The organism is Streptomyces sp. NPDC051738 (genome assembly GCF_044453205.1).
Lineage (GTDB): Bacteria > Actinomycetota > Actinomycetes > Streptomycetales > Streptomycetaceae > Streptomyces.
In genome coordinates this window covers 131011-151876 of the sequence record NZ_JBITCM010000015.1, presented here as the reverse complement: position 1 = coordinate 151876, position 20866 = coordinate 131011, and the positions used below count along the sequence as shown (strand labels likewise).

Here is a 20866-nt window from a genome sequence, read left to right as displayed (position 1 = left end):
CGTGGTGGCGCGGATCGTCGTGCCGCACCAGCACGTCCCGGCGCAGCCGGTCACCGCGGACACCGTGGGCGCGGTCGGTCAGGTGCGGGAGCTGGACGCGTTGCCGCAGCCGACGACCGGCTTCCGCCCCGGCAACGTCGCCGGCGTCTTCCCGGCCTTCCTCGCCCCCCGCGACCTGCCGCTCGCCGCGGCGCGGCTGTTCCAGCGGGCCGACGGGCTTCCCGAGAGCTGGCTGGAGGACTGGGGGAACTGGCCCGCGGAGCTGCTCCGGACCTTCTCGTCCACGGAGCTGGCGGCCCACCTCGCGGACCTGGTCGGACCGAGCGGCCTGCGGGTAGACCTGCCCAGCACCGCCGGCGGCTGGCACCACATGCTCCGCGTCCGGATGGTCGTCGCCGAGCCCAGGCACCTCACCGCCCATGCCGAGCAGGGCGAGGAGGTGGAGATCGAGCAGTACTCGCAGGGGCAGGCGCAGCACGAGAGCGGCAGCGGCCAGGAGCGCTCGGTCGGCCTGAACGCCGGTGCCGGGCTGCGTATCGACGCCGGTGACAAGGACGCTACGTGGGGGCATGCCAGGGTCACGACCACCGGCAAGGCGGGCTGGGAGTGGGGTCGCGGCAGTGAGCGGAGCACGAGCGCGGGCCCGGTGGGCATCACCCGTGCCACCTACGGCGGTACCACCCACACCTACCGCGCGGACCCGGTGTTCGAGCTCACCGTGTTCCGGTGGAAGAGCCCCGACCTGGTCGACCGGGTCACCGGTGCCGGCCGCCACATGTCCAGCACGACGCAGGTCGTCCATGTCGCGGACGGAATGGAGTTCCTCGTACCCGAGCGGCGGATCGCGGATCTGGGCCTGCCGGAGCCGGCGGACCTGACCGGGGCGGCGCCGCAGGAGCCGACGGGCCACGTGGACCCCGTACTCCTGCCGGGGGTGGCGCACGCCGAGGTGCTGCGTGCCGACGGTGTGCTGGATCTGATGAAGGGGTGGCTCGGCGAGCAGGGCCTGATGCGGGACCGCGGCGACGGGTACCGGCCGAACCTGCTGCTGCGCGAACTGGAGAAGTCCTTCTCCTCCGAGGCCCTGCTCAGCCAGTACGCGTTGCTGACGGGCGGCGGCGTGTCGCGCTGGCTCGCCGTCCCGTCCGCCTTCGGCGCCCGCTACCTGTGGGTGCACGCCACCGCCGAGGCGGGACCGCCGCGGGAACAGCTCGACCGGCCGGACGTACGGCTGACGCTGCGCAACCAGGCGGTGCGGGCGACCGGCACGTCGACATCGACGTCCTTCGGCTGGCAGGTCGCCCTCGTGGGGCGTGCCCTGTTCGGCGAGGGGATCCATGTCGGCCCGGAGGTCGAGGCCGGCTACAAGCGGGCCACGGAGACCGGGCACGAGAAGTCCGAGAAGGAGATGGAGATCTACCGGGCGCAGACCCGGGAGGGCTCCGTCGAGTTCGCCCACGAGCTGACGTTCCACCTGCAGATGGGTCTCGCGCACGAACTGCCCGACGTACTGCGCGCTCCCCTCGGCCTGGTGCGCGGCGCCGCGCTGACGGTGGCCGGCTGGACCGGGCACCACCAGGACGCTTCCGCGTGGTGGCAGGCGCAGCAGACGTTCGTCAAGAGCTTCCCGGAGCCGGAGAACGCCGACGCCGGTGCCGGCACCGTTTCCGGCGAGGTGCGCCTGCTGGTCCCGGGCCACCTGGTCACCCCCGGCGAGCTGCCGCCCGCACCGGCCCGCGCCTATGGCACCGACCCGGAGTGGTTGCCGGCCGTCGGCGGTCAGCGGCCGTCCACCGGTACGACGCCCACGCCCCTGCTGGACCAGCTGCTGGAGGACGGCCACCCGTGGGCGCTGCCCGCGCACGCGGCGGTGCACCAGTGGGCGGCGCTGGCCGCGGCCCCCTCGCGGGTGCAGCGCGAGAACCTGGCGGCCCTGGCCCCGGCGACCTGGAACGTGCCCGGGCCGCAGATCGCGGCCGGTGTGGAGTACGCCCATTACACGGGCGAGAACATGCTGCGGGCGAGCTTCGAGAAGCTGCTGAAGCACCAGTACATGATGCGGGTCGGCAAGCACGGCGTCACCGTCGGCATGGACGTGCGAGACGTCGCGCGCATCGGCCCGGCCGACCCCGCCGTCTTCAAGGCCCGTCACTACGTCCAGAGTCACGAGGCGCAGAAGGATCCCGTCAAGGAGTCCTCCGGGTGGTTCGTCGGGGCCGGTCTGGAGAGTGGCAAGGACCCGGAGGAGGGCCCTCGGTTCATCAACCGTGCCCCGTACACCTACGGGTGGAACAGCAGCCAGGAGGCCTCGGGTGAGGCCGAGGACGTCGACGAGACCAACCGGGAGCGGGCGAAGCAGCCGTATTACTACTACAAGGCCACGGTCGGCCTGGTCCTGACCGGACGCGACGGACAGCTGCGGGTGACCGTCCCCGACGGCCTGTACTTCATGCTCCCGTCGGACGCGGACCTGAGCGAGTGGCTGACGCCGACCGAACAGCCCGACGCCATGCGGGAGTTGGTGACCGATGCGCCGTCCGAGGGGGCGGTGGACGTCGTACTGCCGCCGCACGAGGAAACGGCGCACGAGGAAACGGCGCAGGAGGAGACGGCACACGAGGCAACGGCTGAAGCGGACTTCGGCCGGGCCGGCGAGGCCCTCGACGCGGTCGAGCGACTGGTCGTGGACACGCGGTCGGCTGGGGCCGGCGTGGATTCGGGTGACCAGGACAGGGCGCTCCAACAGCGGGATGCCGTCTACGACCAGCTGCTCCAGGACGCGGCCGACGCGGCGCGGAAGTGGCTCGACACGCCCAACGGGTCGCGGGGGGCGGATGTCGACGGCGTCACCGTCTCCGCGCTGGAGGGCGGCGGCGTCGCCGCGGTGCATGCGGGGCTGCGTACCACCTTCGACCTGGTCGACGGCAGGCTCGAATGGACGTCGCGCGAGTTCCGGCTGGTGGACGCGCCGCCGGAGATGGCCGCCCTGAAGGTCGTCGTGCAACGGGAGTTGGACGAGGACGGACAGGAATCACTGCGCAACGTCCTGGCGGGTGAGCCCGGAGAAGGGGCGAACGTCCGGTTCTTCGCCCGACTGCAGGAGGAGAGCGAGCTCCCAGGGGGCTGGCTGGAGATCGTCGACGATGCGTACGGCCACCGCTACACGCTCGACCACACCGCTGTGGTGATGGATCGTCAGATCAGTGTGGCTGGCGGACTGGGCCGTCTCGTCCACGACGCGACGCGCCCCGGCGAATCCCCCGAGGTGTGGGAGGAGGACGGTTCGCCGTCGCAGAACTGGAGCGCGACCCTCCTGGACGGCGGCAGGGTGGGCCTGATGCGTTCCGGCGCGCCGGCCGACTCGGCCGAGCACCTGGAAGTCGACGGGCTCACCGGCAAGCTGCTGACGGAAACCGTCGCGATCCGCGGCAAGCACGGGCAGATCACCGGCTTCTGGGAGATCGACCACCAGCGCACCTCGGCCGTGCACCGGGACCGGACCGGGCATCCGGTCACCGCGGACGGCTCCTCGAACGTATCGGTGGTGACGGACCGGGAAGGCGGCCTCAAACTGATGGGGGGACCGGACCAGGCCCTCCTCTTCGAACGCGATCCGCTCGGAGACGTCGCGACGACAGGTCGCAGACTGCCGGTCGGCCCCGGATCGTTCGGCTTCCCGCTCGGCCTGCCGGGCGGCGACCGGATGGTGCGGATCGACGCGCCCCTGGGCGAGCCGGAGGCGCTGCGCCTGGTGGACCAGGACAGCGGTGAGCGGATCGACCTGCCGGTGACGATCCGGCGGGAGCTCGACGTGACCGTCGAGGTCGCCGTGCCCGGCTCGCGGAGTGACGCGACGGCGCTGTACACCTTCCAGCTGAACGGCAAGCCGGTCCACGAGAGCCTGCCGCTGGCGGGCATCGGGGACGCCGACGAGGCGGGCGAGCTGCGGCTCGTCGTAGGCAGCGCCTCATCGAGCCGGCCCGAACTGGACGGCTCCCCCGCCGCGCTGGAACGGTTCACCATCGGGCCGGTGCCCGCGGACCTGGAAGGTGACGCGGAGGCCGCCGTCACGGTCTCCGACTCCCGAACGGGCATGCGCCATCACTACAGCCGCGGTGCCCGGCTCGTGGCGCGGGACATGCCCCTGCGGCTGGGGACGGCCGACGAGCGCGTGCCGAACGAAGGGGACCCGCTGTTCCTGAGGCTCGGTGAGAACGGGCAGGTGGACCTCTTCGGCTCGCAAGGGCCGCTGGACCTGCGGCTGAGCACCGAGACCCTGGACAACGGCCGGATGGCGCTGATCCGCACGGATCACTCAGGGCGTGAGGAGGCCCGGCTCACGGTCGACACCGGGAGTCAGCGCGTGCTGGCGGAGACCGTCGCGGCGCCGCGCGAGCGCGGCGAACTCCTTGGCTACCGGGCCTGGAACCTCGACTACCGGTCGGGGACGGCCGTACGCCTGGGCGAGGACGGAAGCCCTGCCGGCGGTGCACTCGACGACGGCCTGCTGGAGGTCTCCGACGACGGCAGGTTGCGCGTCGTGCGGCCGGGTGCCGACGGCGAGGCACCCGTGGTCCTGTTCGAGCGGCCCGGTACCGGGGACCGTTCTGTCGCCTGGCTGCACCCCGAGCACGTCGGCGCGCAGGCCGGCGACGAGGGGGTCGCGCACATCCCGCCGAACCGGGCCGACCGGGAGCGACTGGCCTTCCAGCGGGAGGCCGAGCGCTTCGAACGCAGGCTGGGCGACTATCTGGTGCAGCACTCCGAGGTGCGGGAGCAGGTCGCTCAGTTCGTCCGTCTCGCCTGGGAGCACGCGGATCCCGCACAGCGGTTCGAGTTCGCCACCCATCGCCGGACCTCGGTCGGTGCCGTGGGCCCGGGTGCGGACCTCGCGGAGCAGGTCGTGCTGCACGGCAATGTCCGTGAGCACATGGGCTTCCTGATGAACGGCAGCTACAACGGCGTCATCCCGCACAGCCTCGACATCGACTTCGAGGACATCCGGGGCGGGAAGGAAGCCGAGACGCGTTGGGAGGACAAGAACCCCACGGTGCCGGATCCGGCCCACGCCGCGTACCGGGAGACCGTCCCGCTGAGCGAACTGGAAGACGCCTGGTCGAGCGGCGGCACGTCGTGGAAGAGCGGCGCCGAGAAGACCGGCATACGGTTCCTGCCGCTGGGTGAGGACGGCGAGCCTGCGCCCTTCGACGACAAGGTGTTCGGGGAGGGGCTGCACGCGGCGGCCCAGCGCAGCGGTGGACTCGTCTCCACCGGGATCTCCGGTACGACCCAGATCTTCCTGAAGGAGGCCGATGCGGCCAACCGTGCCTGGGGCGCGGACCTGGACCTGCGGTGGATTCGGCTCGCCATCGTCGGCGACATGCTCTCGGCCGGTCACCACACGCTGCACGAGATCCTCTTGGGAGCGGACCAGTGGGCGCGCCGGGCGGGTCACCGTGCGCTCGGCTTCCGGTACCAGGACAACTGGGAGCGCTACCGGCACCTGGCCCCGCTGACCGAGCAGGAGCTGCGCGACCACATCACCCCGGACGGTCTCTTCCCGGACGAGCTGGTGCGCGGCCCGGGAGTCGCGGCCTACGACCCGGTGGACGACGCGCGTCAGGCCCTCACCGACCACTTGGGCACCCGGCGACGCGGCCGCTCGAACCCGGACTTCACGATCACGGCGCTGGACGGCGGCGGCCATCAGGTCGTGCACCGGCCCACGGGCCTGGTGACACGGTTCCGTGGCGAGCGGCACGAGGTCGCATACCACGAGGCCGTCCCGGGCTTCGGATCCAGGGCGTTGCGCGGGCTGAAGGTGGCCGTCGAGCAGGTCCGGCAGGAGGACGGCCGGATCGCCACGCGCTACCGACTCCTCGGCGACGACGCGGCGACGGATCGATTCGAGATCCGTCAGGCCCCCGCTGACCTTCGGGAGGGCCGGCAGGCGGAGTTCAGCGTCCTGGAGAAGGACAGCGGTCGGTGGCTGCACTACCTCTCCGACGGCAGGGTGATCGCCAGGGACCTGCCGCTCGCGGACGGGCTCGGGTCTTTGCGGTTCGACATGTTCCGGCCGGGCACGGAGCCGCAGCCGCTGGACGCGGCGGGCGCGCCCTCGGTGCGGTACCGGGCGGAGGACCTGGGCGGCGAGCGGGTGGCCCTGGTGCCCACCTGGGCCGACGCCGCGCCGCTTGAGCGAATCGTGGTCGATGCCGAGACCGGGCGCCGCCTGGAGGAGATCGTCGCGGCACCGGACGCCAACGGCGAACTCCCCGGCAACTACTGGAAGTTCGACCACCGATCCGGAATCGCCGTCCGTGTCGGCGACGACGGCAGGACGGTCGCCTTCACCGGTGGCCGGTTCGACCATGCGGTGTTGGAGACCACCGAGAGCGGCGTGCGGGTGGTGCTTCCGGGGCAGGAGGGCGTGGCGCCCCGGGTGCTGTTCGAGCGGGGCGGCGCGCGGCAGCCGGAGTCCGTGGCGGTCGAGGCCGGGCCCGAGTCCGGGCACGCGACCGCTACCGCGACTCCGGTCGCGGAGCACGAGGACGAATCGCCGCGCACGGAGGACGATGACGCCGCCGCCGATCCGGCGACGCGGGCACGGGTGGTGGAGGAGCCGCTGCGCAATGCCGGACCGCTTGCCGGGTACCGGCTGCGGCGGACCGACACCCCGGCGACCGAGACGTCCCCAGTCTCCTCCCGCCTGGAGCTGCTGGACGCTGCGGGTGAGGTCGTCCCGGACCGGACCGTGCTGCCGCGTGAGGACGGCGGGTTCGTCATCCAGGGCCCCGAGGGCAACCTGTACCTGGACTCCGCCAACCGCTTCGAGTACCGCGAACTGGAACTGCCGGGCCCCGACCACGTGGTGCGACTGTCGGTGCCGACGGGCATCGAAGGACCGCTTCAGCTCCTGGACCGTCAGGGCGACCCGGTCGAGGGCGGACGGCTCGCCCGCTTCCCGGACCGCCTCACCGTCACCGTCCCGCTGACCGGCCCGAACGAGGGCACCACGGCCGAGTGGCACTTCAACAACCGAGGCGCACTGGTCCGTCAGGTCCTGCCCCAGACCGGCCAGCCGTCCGGCAGCACGGTCACCGGCCGCGGAAAGGCACCGCTGGACACCGCGGAGACGGCGGAACGGGCGGGAGAACAGGCTGCAGAACGGGCTGCAGATCGGGCTGCGGACGAGTCGGCCGACACGGGTGACCGGCCGGCGGAGTCCGAGGCGGATTCGATCCGGTCCGACAGTGGGTCGGCGGCCCAGGTCGACGACCAACTCCCCCACTCCGACACGGAGTCGACCGAATCGGACACGCACTCGGCAACCCGGGCCGACGACCAACTGCCCGAGTCCGACGCCCAGGCGTTCGTTGCCGACGACGTCCCCGACCAGACCGCAGCGGACGCACGCCTCCTCGCCCTCAGCACCGGGTTCCCTCAGGTGATCGACATGTCCCTGGCGTCGGTCGGGCTCCCCGGCGTGCGGCTCGTGGGCATGATCGATCCCTCGCCCACAGCGACGCCGACGGTCGAGCTGACGTATGTCCATGCGCCGACGGACCTTGACATGCACGAACGGGCCAACGGCGGGATCAGCATCATCGACCGGGCGGGCGAGTCCCGTTGGTACCTGGACGCGGACCTGCGCCTGGAGGTCCGGGACGTCCGGCTTCCCGGAACGGGCTGGTTCCTGCGCCATGGACGGGACGGCGAACCGCTCCCCCGCGTGGTGCGCGGCAACGGGGAGGCGATCGGTCCCGAGTCGATCGTCGTCGAGCCGCTGCGGGACGCCTCCGGTGACCTGACCGGCTACACGGTGCGCATGCGGCAGACCGACCCGTCCGGGCAGAGCATGCCGCCCGCATGGCGCTACGACGCCGCCCGCACCCCCGACGACGCCACCCCCGCCCCCGGTGAGCTGCGCGAGGCGCTGCTGCCGCTGCGCAGTACCACGTACCGGATGCAGCTCCAGGTGAGGAGCAGCTCCCCGTACAGCATCGGCCACTCGTGGCTGGCCCTGTACAAGTCGGGGCCGCGAAGCGACCAGTGGAAGACGTACACCTACGGGGCCGTGACGAACCCCATGGGCGACGGCGGTTTCCTGAACGTGGTGCGCGCGCCCTTCAAGACCGTGGAGGGGGGAGTCACCGCCCAGGGCTACGATCCGGAACGGGCGACCAGCAAGTTCACCGTGGACCTCACGCGCGAGCAGGTCAACAACGCTGAAGCCTTCATCGCCGAGATCGGGAACCACGACTACAACGCGATCACGTACAACTGCGCCACGTTCGTGGGGAGCGTCTACGAGACGGTGACCGGAGAACGGCCTCCGGGGCGGCCGACCCTTCCGATTCTCGACACTCCGCTCGCCATGCAGCGCGCGATCAGAAGGCTCAACCGTGCGGCAGGCAAACCGGCGGCGGGCGAGGACATCGAGGCCACGCAGGGCTGGAGCGACGACGAAGCCGACACGGGCACGAACGGTGACGCCGCGGCGCGGCTGCCGCAGGGGTTGGCAGTCAGGGTCCTCCTCGAACCCGGCACCGGTTCCAGGCCGCCCACGCGTACGGTCCAACTGGAGGGCCCCGACGAGCTCATCGGGCATCTCGCCGTCGACGAACTGACCGGCGAGGGGCCACAGGGCCTGCCGGCCGGCTTCGGCCTCACGGACGTCTCCACCGGAAGGCGGTGGGAGGCCGACTCCGACGCCTTCGTCCGCCGCCCGGCCGACGAGCCCCTGGCGGACCCGACGACCGGGACACCGGAGAGGGAGTCGGAGGCCGAAACCCAGGACGTCACCGTTCCGGACGAGGAGCGAGTCCCGGAGATCACCGCCGCACAGCAGACGCCCGAGCCCACTCAGCAGCCCACGGCCGAAGGCAGCCGACCGACGTTGAGCGACCTGTTCGCCGCAGCCGACCTGGAGGACGTGCTCGGCCACGGCGACACCCCGCTCGACCCCGCCGAGTTGGTACACCGGGCGCGTGCCGAGCAGCCCAAGGTGACCGGCGAGGTCGACGGCTTCGAGGTGCGCACGGCGATCGTCCGGATGGTCGGGCGTGCCGCCGCCGAGCGCGGTACGTACGCGCTGATCGACAACGCCTTCTCGGACGAGCAGCTCAAGGCGAACTTCCACCGCGCCCTGGACGGCGGTCACATCGTCGACTTCAGTGGCCGGGCGAAGGGCGGGCCACAGGTGGTCGTGGAGGCCGTGGGCCTCGGCACACCGCACGGTGTGACGGACGGCAGCGACGACTTCACCTTCAACCGGACCCAGGTGGTGGAGGAGCACAGTTCGTCGGCCACCCGCCAGCCGCCGTCCCTCGAACCGGCGGCGGGCCGCGTCCCCATGCCGTGGGTTCAGGTCCAGGCGAAGATCGCGGGGATCTTCAACGCACGGGACTCGAATCAGTCCGCGAAGACCAAGCGCAGCATGAAGACGAAGGTCGTCGAGACCGGGGTGCCGGTCACGAAGGCCGGGCACGACGTGACGTACCGCGTCTCGGTGCGCAAGCCCGGCCGCTGGCCCTGGAGCAAGGCCAGGGTCCAGGAGGACATCGTCCACGTACCGGTGCAGCTCACCTGGCCCAAGCCGGCCGAGGACACCGCCACGCGGAGCGACGGCCCGCAGGGCACCGAGCGGCTGCGCGCCGAGGAGGTGCTGCACGCCGAGTTCACCAGTGTCGAATCCGGTGTCGTCCGCGAGGTGGAGAAGGCGCTGGGCCGTGAGTTCGACGTGACCGACCCCGTGGCGCGGGACCTGCGCACCTGGCTGGACCGGCTGCCCGAGCACGCGACGGAACTGTTCGGCGGTCAGCCCGTCCGCAAGTCCTTCCCGTTCAAGGGCCGTTGGGGTCGGACCCAGGTCATGCTGGCAATCGCCCAGGATGTCGTCGTACAGGACCTCCCGGACGCGGAGGGCACCGTCACCCGCACCCACGAGATCAGCGAGGAGAACACCTCGGGGCAGGGCGTGACCCAGCGCTGGGGTGCCGGCGTCACGGTGGGCGTGGGCAACACGACCCACGCGACGGGCACGGTCGGCCCGGTCGTCCTGGGCTACGGACTGACCAAGAACACCACCGATGTCACCGACAAGCGCGAGCGCACCGAAGCCGAGAAGCACAGCGGGGCGATCCACAAGCGCCGGGCGGAGTTCACCCTCGTCGTCCGGGTGGGCGGCCCGGACGGCCAGGCGCAGCGGGTCGACGGCGGTGTGGCGACGCTGTGGACGCGCGAGCGCGACGCGGTGGCGCCGGCGGACGACGCCCAGGACACGACGGCCCCGGCGGACGGCGCCCAGGACGCGGTGTCCACCAACGACCCCGCCGAGACGGAGGAGTCCGGCACGCCGCGTGCTGCCGTCGAGGAGCCGGCGGGGGTGAGCCGGTTCACCGTGGCGGACCGCCTGGACTCCGTGTACCGGCTCGCGGACGAGACGGTCGAGGACATCGCCGGCCGGGTGCTGCACCGTCTCCACGCGGAGGGCCTGCTGGACGCCGCCCGGTTGCCCAGGACGGCGACGCGGCTGCGCACCTTCCTGCGGGAGCACGCGCGGGAACTGACGAACGGCGGGGACGGGGTGCGGTTCCCCTTGAGCGCGTGGTCGAGCGGCGCCCCGGATGTGTTCGTGCGCGGTGTGCTGCGCCCCGCGGACGGCCGGTACGTGCCCGGCGGGGCGGCGGACGTGACGCTGACCGGTTCCACCTCCGCGAGCCACGCCCAGAGCACCTCGCTCACCAGGCGCCGGGACAGCTCCGTCGGCGTGGCGGCGGGCGGGTACCTCGTCGACGGCGATGAGATCGAATACGCCTCGACCGGGCTGGCGTACAAGTCCAACCAGGTCGACACCCACAAGGTGACGCAGCTGCTGGGGTCCGAGCGGTCGCTGGGCGGCGGCACGGGCGCCCACCGCTTCGACTTCCCGGTCGACTTCGAGGTCCGGGTGGGTGGCCGCTGGTCGTTGCCGGGTGAAGTCGAGCGGTGGCGGGACACCGCGGGCGACGGGTCGCCGAGGATCCACGGCCGGGTCGAGGTGGCGGTGCCCGAGCGTGCCGCGGTGCCGTTGGCGGAGCCGTCGCGGGACACGGCCGAAGCGTCCGCCCCTGTGTGGCAGGACGGGAGCGCGCCGGAGTCCGACCAGCGCGTGGGACACCTGCCGGCCGACTACCAGCTGGACTCGCTGAAGCCGGTGCCCGGGCTGCAGAGCACGATGGCCGAGATGCTGGCGGCACCGCCAGGAACGAGCTGGCGGGAGTTCTACCGCCGGCCTCTGACGGGCAGCGCCCCGGCCGACTTCGATCAGCACCAGGGCAAGAACTGGCTGGAGCGGAAGCCGGACGAGATCAGCGAGCGCAACGCCGCGCTGGACGTCCTGGAGAGCTTCGCCGGTCCGACGGCCCGGCTGGCCGGTTTCCAGCAGACGGTGGGACTCGGGGACACCGTCCCCCTGAAGAGCCACAACCGGGCGGGACTCGCCGGCAACCGCGAACTGTTCGCACGCGTGGGCCTGTCGGCCCGGCTCGGTGACCCGCGGATCGTGGCGGTCGACGAGGAGCACCGCTTCGGCGGCACACGCCACGGGCAGGTCGAGGGGGCTACGGACGCCCAGCAGGGGTGGGCCGTCAAGTTCAAGCTCGGCGGCGGCATCCTGACGCCGATCCCCGACGCGCACATCAACGTCGGCGGCGAGATCGGCGGCTCGCTGAGCTATGTCGCGACGGAGGGCACGTCCGCCGGGCGTACGGCCAAGGATGTGGCCGCCGAGGAGTGGGTCGCGCGCGGCTACCTCGTGAGCTTCGACGCGACCTACCAGGCACACACCACCAGGGACCAGGCCTGGCAAGACCTTGCGAAGCGGCTCCATCGGGACCCGACCCAGGAACGGACGTCCTGGGTGCAGGTGCCCGACGCGGTCACCGTGTGGGTGCCGGCCGACGAGATCCACCGAGTCGGCGAACTGACCGAGTCGGACATCGCCAAGCTGGCGGCGCGCGAGGCGGAGCGCTACCGCGCGACGGTGGCCGAGGCCGAGGCCGACGTGGACACCGAGACGCGGCAGGATCCGGACACGGCGGTGGAGGAGTCGCCGGAGGCGGACTCTCCGGTGGCGGAACCCCCGGCTCAAGAGTCCCCGGCACCGACCGAGACGCCGGATGTACCGGCGGTGCGGGCGCCCGCCAACGTGGGCCGGGGCAGCGGCAGCGTCGACCTGTACCGGCTGGAGGCCGGCGGAGAGCTGGTCCAGCAGATCGCGCGTCGGCTGGACGAGTGGTCGGTGGCGAACGGGCGGCCGACGAGGTTCGACCGGATCAACGAGCGGCTGGTGCACGACGTGTTGGGCCCGGTGCTGTCGGGGCCCACCTCCGGTACGGCGATCGAGCAGATGCTGAACGGCGGGCGGCCCGTGTTCCTGGAGGGCGACACGGCCTTCGGCAAGGTGGAACAGCTGGTGGTGCTCAAGGCAGAGCTGGGCGAGGGGACGTACCACGCCACGCGCTCCCGCCACACCTCACGCGGCGGCCTGGACACGACCGAGCGCACGGCCGACACGACCCAGTCCGGCGTGTCCGCTCTGTGGGGCGGGTACTTCGTCGCCAATCCGGGCGCGACGGGCAAGCCGGGCGCGATGTTCATGGCCGGAGTCGGCGGTTCCCACTCCTGGACCACGAAGGGCGAGGTGTCGAAGGAGCACGCCGACTCGCTCACCGGCTCCGAGTCCGGGGTGAGTGTGCAGTTCCTCCACGATCTGCGGGTGACGATGGAGGTGCATCCGCACGCGAGTCCGGGCACCTACAGCAGGCGTCTGCCGGACTGGATGCCCAAGCCCGGCGGCCGCTCGTACGACGGCTCGTGGACCGAGCGGTTCACGCTGCCCGGTGCGGCTCGCTCCACCGTGCCCACGGAGGAGGTGCTCCCGGCGGACGAGGCAGGTCCGTCGACCGGGGCGCCGGTCCAGGGTTCGCTGTCGCAGTGGCAGCGGGACGCCGGACTGCCGGTGGGCCTGCCCGCGAAGACGCTGGTACGTCCGTTCGGCGCACCGCAGCTCCACGAGGTGCTGCACGACCTGGCCTTCCAGGGCCGGGACGGGCGGCCGGTGCTGGGTCCGAACGCGGGCTTCAAACTGCTCTCGCAGACGGGTTCCGAGCTGCTGCGGTCGAGGTTGCCGGAGGCCCTCTCCGAGCAGGGCCAGGTGATCGACGTCGCCGGGGACGCGCTGGCGCAGGTGACGGTCAAGGCCGACGTGGTGGATCGGGAGGTCGTCCGGGTGATCCAGGGCGGCTCCCTGACCAGGACCGCCACCGACACCTCGAAGTCCGAGACGACCTGGACGAGCGCGGGCGAGCTGGGCCCGGAGTGGATCGCGGACTTCCGCCAGCCGACGATCGAGGTCGAGGACGAGACCGCGGCCAACCGGCCCAACGTGCTGCTCGCCGATCCGTACAGCACCTGGCTGACGTACGGGGAACCGAAGTCCGTGGCGGCGGACACGACCCGCGAGGTTCCGAACCCGGCGGAGGAAGCCGAAGCCGGCCCCCACTACCTGGTGCGGCTGACTCCGAAGTGGACGGTCACGCCCGCCTACCGCGAGAAGAAGATTCCTGCGCGGAGCCGCCCCGCCCTCGCGGAGTGGCAGACACCGATCACCACCGAGCCGGACGAGCCCATCCTGGTGGTGGTCGACCAGGAGGGACTGGCCCGGCTCGGCCTGCGCGAGCCCGGTGACGACGACACCCGGACCTCGTTGCCGACGGTTCCCGAGGAGTTCGAGGAGCCCGCGGAGCACGCGAGCGACGTCGCGGAGCTGCGGCGGACCGACACCCCGGCGGAGCAGCCCGCTCAACAGGCCGAGCAGACCGAGCAGGACCAGCAGACCGAGCAGGACCAGCAGATCCAGCAGATCCAGCAGGCCGAGTTTGACGATGTCACCCAGGAGCCGGAGGAACTGGCAGAGGAGCCCGAGCAGACGGTAAGTCGTGGCAGGGAGCGGCGGGCGCGGTGGCAGCCGGGGCTGCCGACCGTCTCCGAAGGGCTGCACGCGACTCCCCCGTTCCGGCTGCTGGTGCCGTCGCCGGAGGTGATCGCCCGCTACGAGCTGCTGGGCCTGCCGGCGGTCCCGGAGGTCGTGGACGCGGGCGGGAAAGCCATGCCGGGCTGGACCGTGACGTCGCGAGCGGACGGCGGATACACCGCGTCCGACGCGTCGGGCGAGACCCGCTGGCAGTTCGGTGCGGACCGAGTGCCGCAGGCGCTGGACGTGCGGTTGGCGGGGACGGCGGACTTCGTGCGGTTCGCCGCCGGTGCCGATGGTTCCGAACTGTCCGTGGTGGACACGGAGGGCGCAGAGGGCACGAACCAGTACGAGATCGGCGAGGTCCGCGACGCGGCGGGCGCGCTGACCGAGGTGTGGGTCAGCACTCCCAGCGACGACCTGGGATGGCGTTTCGACGGAACCGGCGTACCCCGCGATGTCGAGGTGCCGCTGACCGGCGCGGGGCTGCCCGATCACCTGGCGGGTGCGCTGATCCGCAAGCTCCGGGTCCCGGTCTCCGAGACCGCGCCCTCGGGCTGGGTCGCCGAACTCGTCGCCGACGACCCGTGGGTCGTGGCGTCCCATGGCCTGGAGACGACCTCGGATGCGTTCGTCCTCACGGACCGGGTGACCGACGAGGCGCTCAGCTTCGGCGCGGACGGGGTCCTGGTACCGGTCCGCGCCCACAGTGATGCACCTTGGCGGGCGTTGCTGCACCGGCTGAACGAGGGGCTGTTCGCGAAGCGTCCGCCCCGGGTGGAGCCACAGAACCACCTGGGCACCATCGGCTTGGAGTACGACCCCGAGCTGGCCCGGATCTTCGACGAGACGCTGCCCAAGGCGCGGCAGAGCGGCACGCGCGGTGCGACGCCTCCGTTGCTGACGTCGTTGATCGCCGGCGATGCCACGGACTTCCTGCAGCGGGCCGGACTCGACCCGGCGGCTGACCGCGAGGAGCTCTCCGAGCTGCGGGCATCGGTCCATGAGGCGCTGTGGACGGACGCCCGGCGCGCCCTGGACGAGGCCGGGCCGGTCACGGACGCGGCCGGACGTTCCGTGAACGGATTCATGGTGCTGCCCGCCCGGCAGGACGGTCTGCGCCCGGTGGTCCACGAGGCCACGGGGCTGGAGACCGTGTTCGGGCGCGCGGGCCAAGTGGTTTCACACCAGATCTACTTGCACGAGGCCTCCGAGGAGCTGGTGGGCCGGCGGATGCTGGTCACCCACGGTCCGAGCGGGGAGTTCGTGTTCGAGTGGGCGGACGGGCCCGAGGGCGCGGACCACCTCACCGTGGCCTGGGCGGGCGACGAGAACGAGGCGAGCACGGACGACCCTCTCCGTCAGTTCCTCATCGGGAACGGGCGTACGGGGGCGACGTACTACTTCAGCGCGGACGGCACGCAAACCGAGGCTGTTGGCGAGCCGGAGGTCTCGTCGCCACGGGCGGACGAGACCGAGCAGCCCCAGAGGGCGTCCGGCGTATCCGAGGTATCCGAAGTATCCGAGGCGTCCGAGATCGCCGTGGAGTCGCCCGAGAACGAGCAGTCCCAAATATCGACCGACACCGACACCGACACAGACACCGACGCCACCGACACCGCACAGCCGCACGAGCTGCAGCACGAGCAGCAGCCGGACACCCCCACGGCCCCTCCCGAGCCGCAGCCGCAGCCACAAGCTCAGCCCTCACACGCCGAAGCCCCTTGGTACATGGGCCAGGACGACATGGACGCGCACGGTGAGCTGAACGTCATCGCCGTCGACCCCTGGGACGAGGCGCTGATCCGGCAGTGGGCCAACAACATCGCCTACGCGGTGAGCAGCGACGGCGACAGTGCCGAGCTGGCGACGGGCATCCGCGAGGGGCTGCGCACCCTGCTCCGGGACGGGACCGTACCCGAGGCGTTGTCCGCCGCGGACAAGGACAAGGACAAGGAGCGGCGCCTGGACTTCTGGGAGGCCGCCCTCCAGCGCGGGCTGCGTCTCACCGCAGGCAGTCATGTGGTGTGGCTACGGCCCGTGCTGCGCGATGTCGCGCCGTTGCCGGCGACCACGCCCGCCGTCGAGCAGTACGCCCTCAACTGGACCAAGCCGGCCACCACGCACAAGTCGGCGTGGGAGCAGGGCTGGGGCGGCGGGACGTCCGTGCTGACGGCGATCTCCACGGGCGCGAAGGTCGCGTCGTCCGTCACACCGGCGCCGGTACTCGCCGTGGAGGCGCACCGCACCGGCGAGACGCAGACCAACCGCACGGTGGTCTTCGACCGCAAGGTCTTCATGCAGCAGAGCACGCCCTTCGGCGCGGGTCTGAAGCTGCGGATCTTCGTCGACGGCGAGGAGCGTCCCCACGACGTGGTCACGCCTGCCCGCCTCACCGTGCAGCTCCCCAAGTCGCTGACCGCGCCGGGCGCTCTGCGGCACGTCCCCCACGACTCGTCGCGCGACGGCGAGCCCTCGGTCGCCGGGTACCAGCGGGCCCGGACCATCATCAACGCGATCGATCTGATCCCGTCGGCCGCCGAGTTCGAGCGTCGGCTTCACTCGGCGGGGCTGTCGGCCGATGTCGTACGAGCCCTGATGGACCGGACTCTCACCCAGTTGAACGAGCGGTCCGCCATCAACCAGAGCAAGAACCTGCTGACCAGCGGGCTGGTGACGGGGCAAGTGTCCGGCTCCCTGGGCATCGGCAGCTCCTTCAAGGGCCATGTGGCGATCCACGCGACGGTCGAGGGCCTGCGGTATCTGGGCGACACGAGCAAGGTCCCCGTACGTGAGGACGCCGCGAACACGCTGGTCGTGCACCGCAAGCAGGGCGCACGCACCGGTTTCTCGCTGGGCGCGCGGGTCACCGCGGGGCCGGCGGAGTTCTTCTCGCTCACCGGCGAGATCAACCGAGGCACCGGTCACGGTCTGACCCTCGCGACGGACACCCACACGATCGTCCAGACCTCCGAGGACCATGCGCGCTACCGCGCCTCGCTCAACGTCACCATCGAGGTGCGTTCCACCACCCACCGGATCGAGCCGGTCACCGTGACCGTGCCGGCCGAACTCGCCGTCCCCAGCCATGAGGCCGCCGACTTCGAGCACCGCGTGCTCGGTCCGGACGCCACGCTGCTGCGGCAGCCACTGCCGATGCCGGACGGCCCGTTGGAGGCCCACCCGTATGTGCGAGCGCTGCTCGCCGAGGCCGCCGAGCTGGACGTAGGCCTGCCGGAGACGGCGTTCCGGCGCCCTGAGCGGCTGGACGCGGAGCTGCCCGATCCGCACGAGCGCGAGCCGCTGGCCCTGGCGGCGCGCAAGGGCCCGGGCTTCGGCGTCCTCTTCGGGCTGCCCGGCGCCGAACTGGTCCACGACCAGATCCGGACCGTCATCGAGCTGACGCACCAGCAACTGACCGGTCGCCGACCGAAGTTGACGTTCGAGCCGCCCTTCGTCAAGCTGCGCCGCCCCCGGGTGAACTGGGCGGGCGCGGACGCGGACCTGCTCACCTCGTTCGGGCGGGCGTCCCTGGAGACCGACCTGGCGCAGCTGATGTCGGGCATCGAGCACTCGGTGCGGCTGGGCGGCCGTACGTATCACGTGTCGATGGCGGCCCGGCTGCTGGAGCGCGTCGGCGGCGTCACCGGTGACGCGGCGCGGCCGATGTCGCTCAACGTCCGCACCAATCAGGGTGCCACCGTCACGGGAGAGCGGAAGAACAGCTGGAGCGTGCGGGGCTTCCTCGGTGCGCGCGGCCGGGTCGAGCTGGCCGAGGTGCTGCGACTGCAGCTCGGGCAGGCGGGTCTGACCGGCGGGATCGGGAGCGGAACCAAGCACGCGTTCTCCGGTGGAGCGGCGTCCGGCCAGCGCGCGGACATGAGCGGCAAGGTCGACGAGCACGTCTACAACGTCGTCTACGAGCTGTCCGTACGCACGGACGGTCACCCGGAGCAGAGGTGGTGGATCGACAAGCCGGACCAGGTGGTGGCCCAAGTGGCTGTGCCGCACCTGCATGTGCCGGTGGAGAGGATCTCGCGGGAAGCTCTGCGCGAGGCCTACGGGACGCGGCCGCTGCCGTCGCTGCCGGCCGTGGACCGGCAGGTGAACTTCGCCGGCCATGGCGCCACCGCCGTGTTCCGGTCGGTCATGGCCCCGCCCGAGGTGGTGCGTGCGGCGGCGGAGTTGTACCGGAAGGCAAACGGCCATCCGGACACGTGGCTGGCGGACCCGGCGAACTGGCCCGCGGAGATCAGGGCGCTGTTCTCCCCGAATGAACTGGTGGCGCGTTTCCCGTCGTTGACCAGCGCTCAGGGACGGCTGATGGAGCTGCCCGACGGCGCCGACGGGTGGCACCAGGCCCTGCGGCTGCGGATCGTCGCGGTCGACCCGCACCATGTGCGCGCCCACGGCGGTTCCGACTTCAAGTTGTGGCAGAACAGCAGCGGCTCCGCCAAGTACGCGCACGCCGACGACCGCACGCGTGCCCTGGGCCTGGCGGGCCGGCTGGGTCCGGTGCTGCACCTCGGCCACGGTGCGGATGAGGGCGAGGAGTCGGCAGCGGCAGGCGGGGAGTCGGCCGCGTCCGGCGGGGAAGGGTCCTCGGCCGAACAGCACCAGGGCCTGACCGCCCAGCTCGGCGGCACCCTCGGCGGCGGGTTCCAGTGGGGCTGGGAGACCGGCGACAGCACGGCCGTCGGGCCGATCGGCATCACGCGCGGCACATACGGCGGGCCCAAGCACACCTACCGGGCCGACGCGGTGTTCCAGATCACTCTCGACCGGTGGCGGGGGCGCCATCTGACCGACGCCGTGACCCGCGGCACCTCCGGCACGACCAGCGACGAGCTGACCCTGGAGGTCAGGCACGGCCTGGACTTCGTGGTCCCCGAGCGCCGGATCTTCGATCTGGACCTGCCGGTACCGGACGGCGTGGGCCACGTCGGACCGCACGCGCCGACCCACCACTTCGACCCGGCGCTGCTGTCCGGAGGGAGCCACCCCGAGGTCCTCAAGTCCGACGGCGTGCTGGACACGATGAAGCAGTGGCTGACCGAGCAGCGTCTGCTGCGGCCCGGCCCCGACGGCGTCGGCCACCTGCCGAGCCAGCTGCTCAGCGAGATCGAGGCCTCCTACTCGCCCGCGGCGCTGCTCGACCAGTTCACCCTGCTCAACACCACCGGGGTCGTGCGGTGGTGGCCGATTCCGTCGGCCTTCGGTGCCACCCGCTACCTGTGGACCAAGGTCACCGCCGAGACCCTGGAGCCGATGTCACAGCACGACCGGCCCGAGATGACGATGCTGCTGCGCGGCAAGGCGATCACCGAGAACACGACCAGTACCTCCCGCTCGACCGAGGTCGAGGCCCACGCCGAACTGCACGGCAGGGCCGGCACCTCGACCACCGGTGGACTCCAGGTCGCGGGCGGCTGGTCCCGCGAGGCGAGTACGGCACACGAGCAGCACGCACAGGGCGTGGGCGTCTACTGGGGCCAGACCAGCAACCCGTCGGTCGAGTTCCAGCTGCGCCAGCGGTTCGACATCGAGATGGCCATTTCCAAGGAGATGCCCGAGATCCTCGCCGCACCCGTGCGGGGCTACCACGGCGTCACGCTCGCCACGTCGAGCCTGTTGGGGCACCGCCGTCACGCGGCGGGACGCATCCAGCGGCATCCGTCGTTCGTCGCCCGGTTCCCGCGACGGCCGGAGGACGGCTCCGTCGACGGCTGGGTCAGGGTCGTCATCCCCAAGCACACCGTCCGGCCGCGCCGGGCCCCACAGCCGACCGCGCAGCCCTCCCAGAACACCGTCGCGCGGTGGGAGTCCGAGGAACGGCCGTCGAACGACGCGTTGGTGGACCTGATGGCCGAGCACGGGCATCCCTGGGCGCTCCCCGCCGCGGCCGCCGTGAACCGCTGGGCCGTACTGCCCGCTGCCCCGACCACCTCGCGTCCCCAGCCGACGACGCCGGAGGCCTGGCGGCCGGACGGCGCCACGCTCTTCGGGATGCTGTACGACCACCTCACCAACGAGGTGCACATGCGGCTCAGTCTGGAACAGCTGCTGCGGCACAAGTACCAAGTGCTGGTCGGCGGCGAGAAGGTGACCGTGGGCATGCGGATCACCCGCGCCTCCGCGCTGCCCGGGTCCGAAGTGAAGATCCTCTCGCGCCACTTCAACCAGGGCCGCGACACCGAGGAGCACGTCAGCGGCACGGCCAGTGCGTGGTTCGCCGGCATCGGCCCGACCGTCGGCGGGGAGGTCGACGGCCAGTCGCTGCGGGACTCGCTGCCGCTGCGCTACGAAAGCCATGACTCCGGGGAACAGGCCGGGGAGTCCGAGGAGATCCTGGAGCGCAACACGGCCTCCACCCGGCAGTTCCGCTACTACCGGGCGGACGTCGAACTCGTCCTCTCCGGCCCGCACGGGAACCTGCTCGTCGACGCCCCCGGCGGCCTGTACCTCATGCTCCCCACGGACCTTGAGGACTCCCCCGCCCTGCGGGACATCCTCGTCACCGAGCCGGAGCCCCAGCACGCGGACACCGGCGACGGAGAAACGCCGCACACCGACCCAACCTCCCGCGCCGAGCGCCCGGTTGATCCCCAGGTCGAAGCGTTCCTGACCCGCATCAACGGTGATGCCGCGTCGGACGGCCGCCGACCAGGACCTGCCGTTTCTCCAGCTCCGCCCCAGACATCGGCACCCGAGAACGAGTCCGACGTGGTGGCGCACCAGTCGGACGGAGCGGAGAGCGCCGAGGCCAGCGCGGAAAGGTTTCTCACGCTGATCAACGATGACCGACGCGCGGCCGACACAGGCAGCCGTACCGATACCGACGAGGAATGA

Annotated in this window: 1 protein-coding gene (cut by a window edge); it reads left to right on the top strand. The window is 71.8% G+C overall.

What is annotated here, in order from left to right:
* Positions 1 to 20866, top strand: partial view of a hypothetical protein gene (locus ACIA8X_RS31410; protein ID WP_399459707.1) — the 3' portion only. Its footprint begins 9053 nt before the window's first position; 20866 of the gene's 29919 nt are visible here — the last part of the coding sequence; its start codon lies beyond the left edge, outside the window; its stop codon occupies positions 20864 to 20866.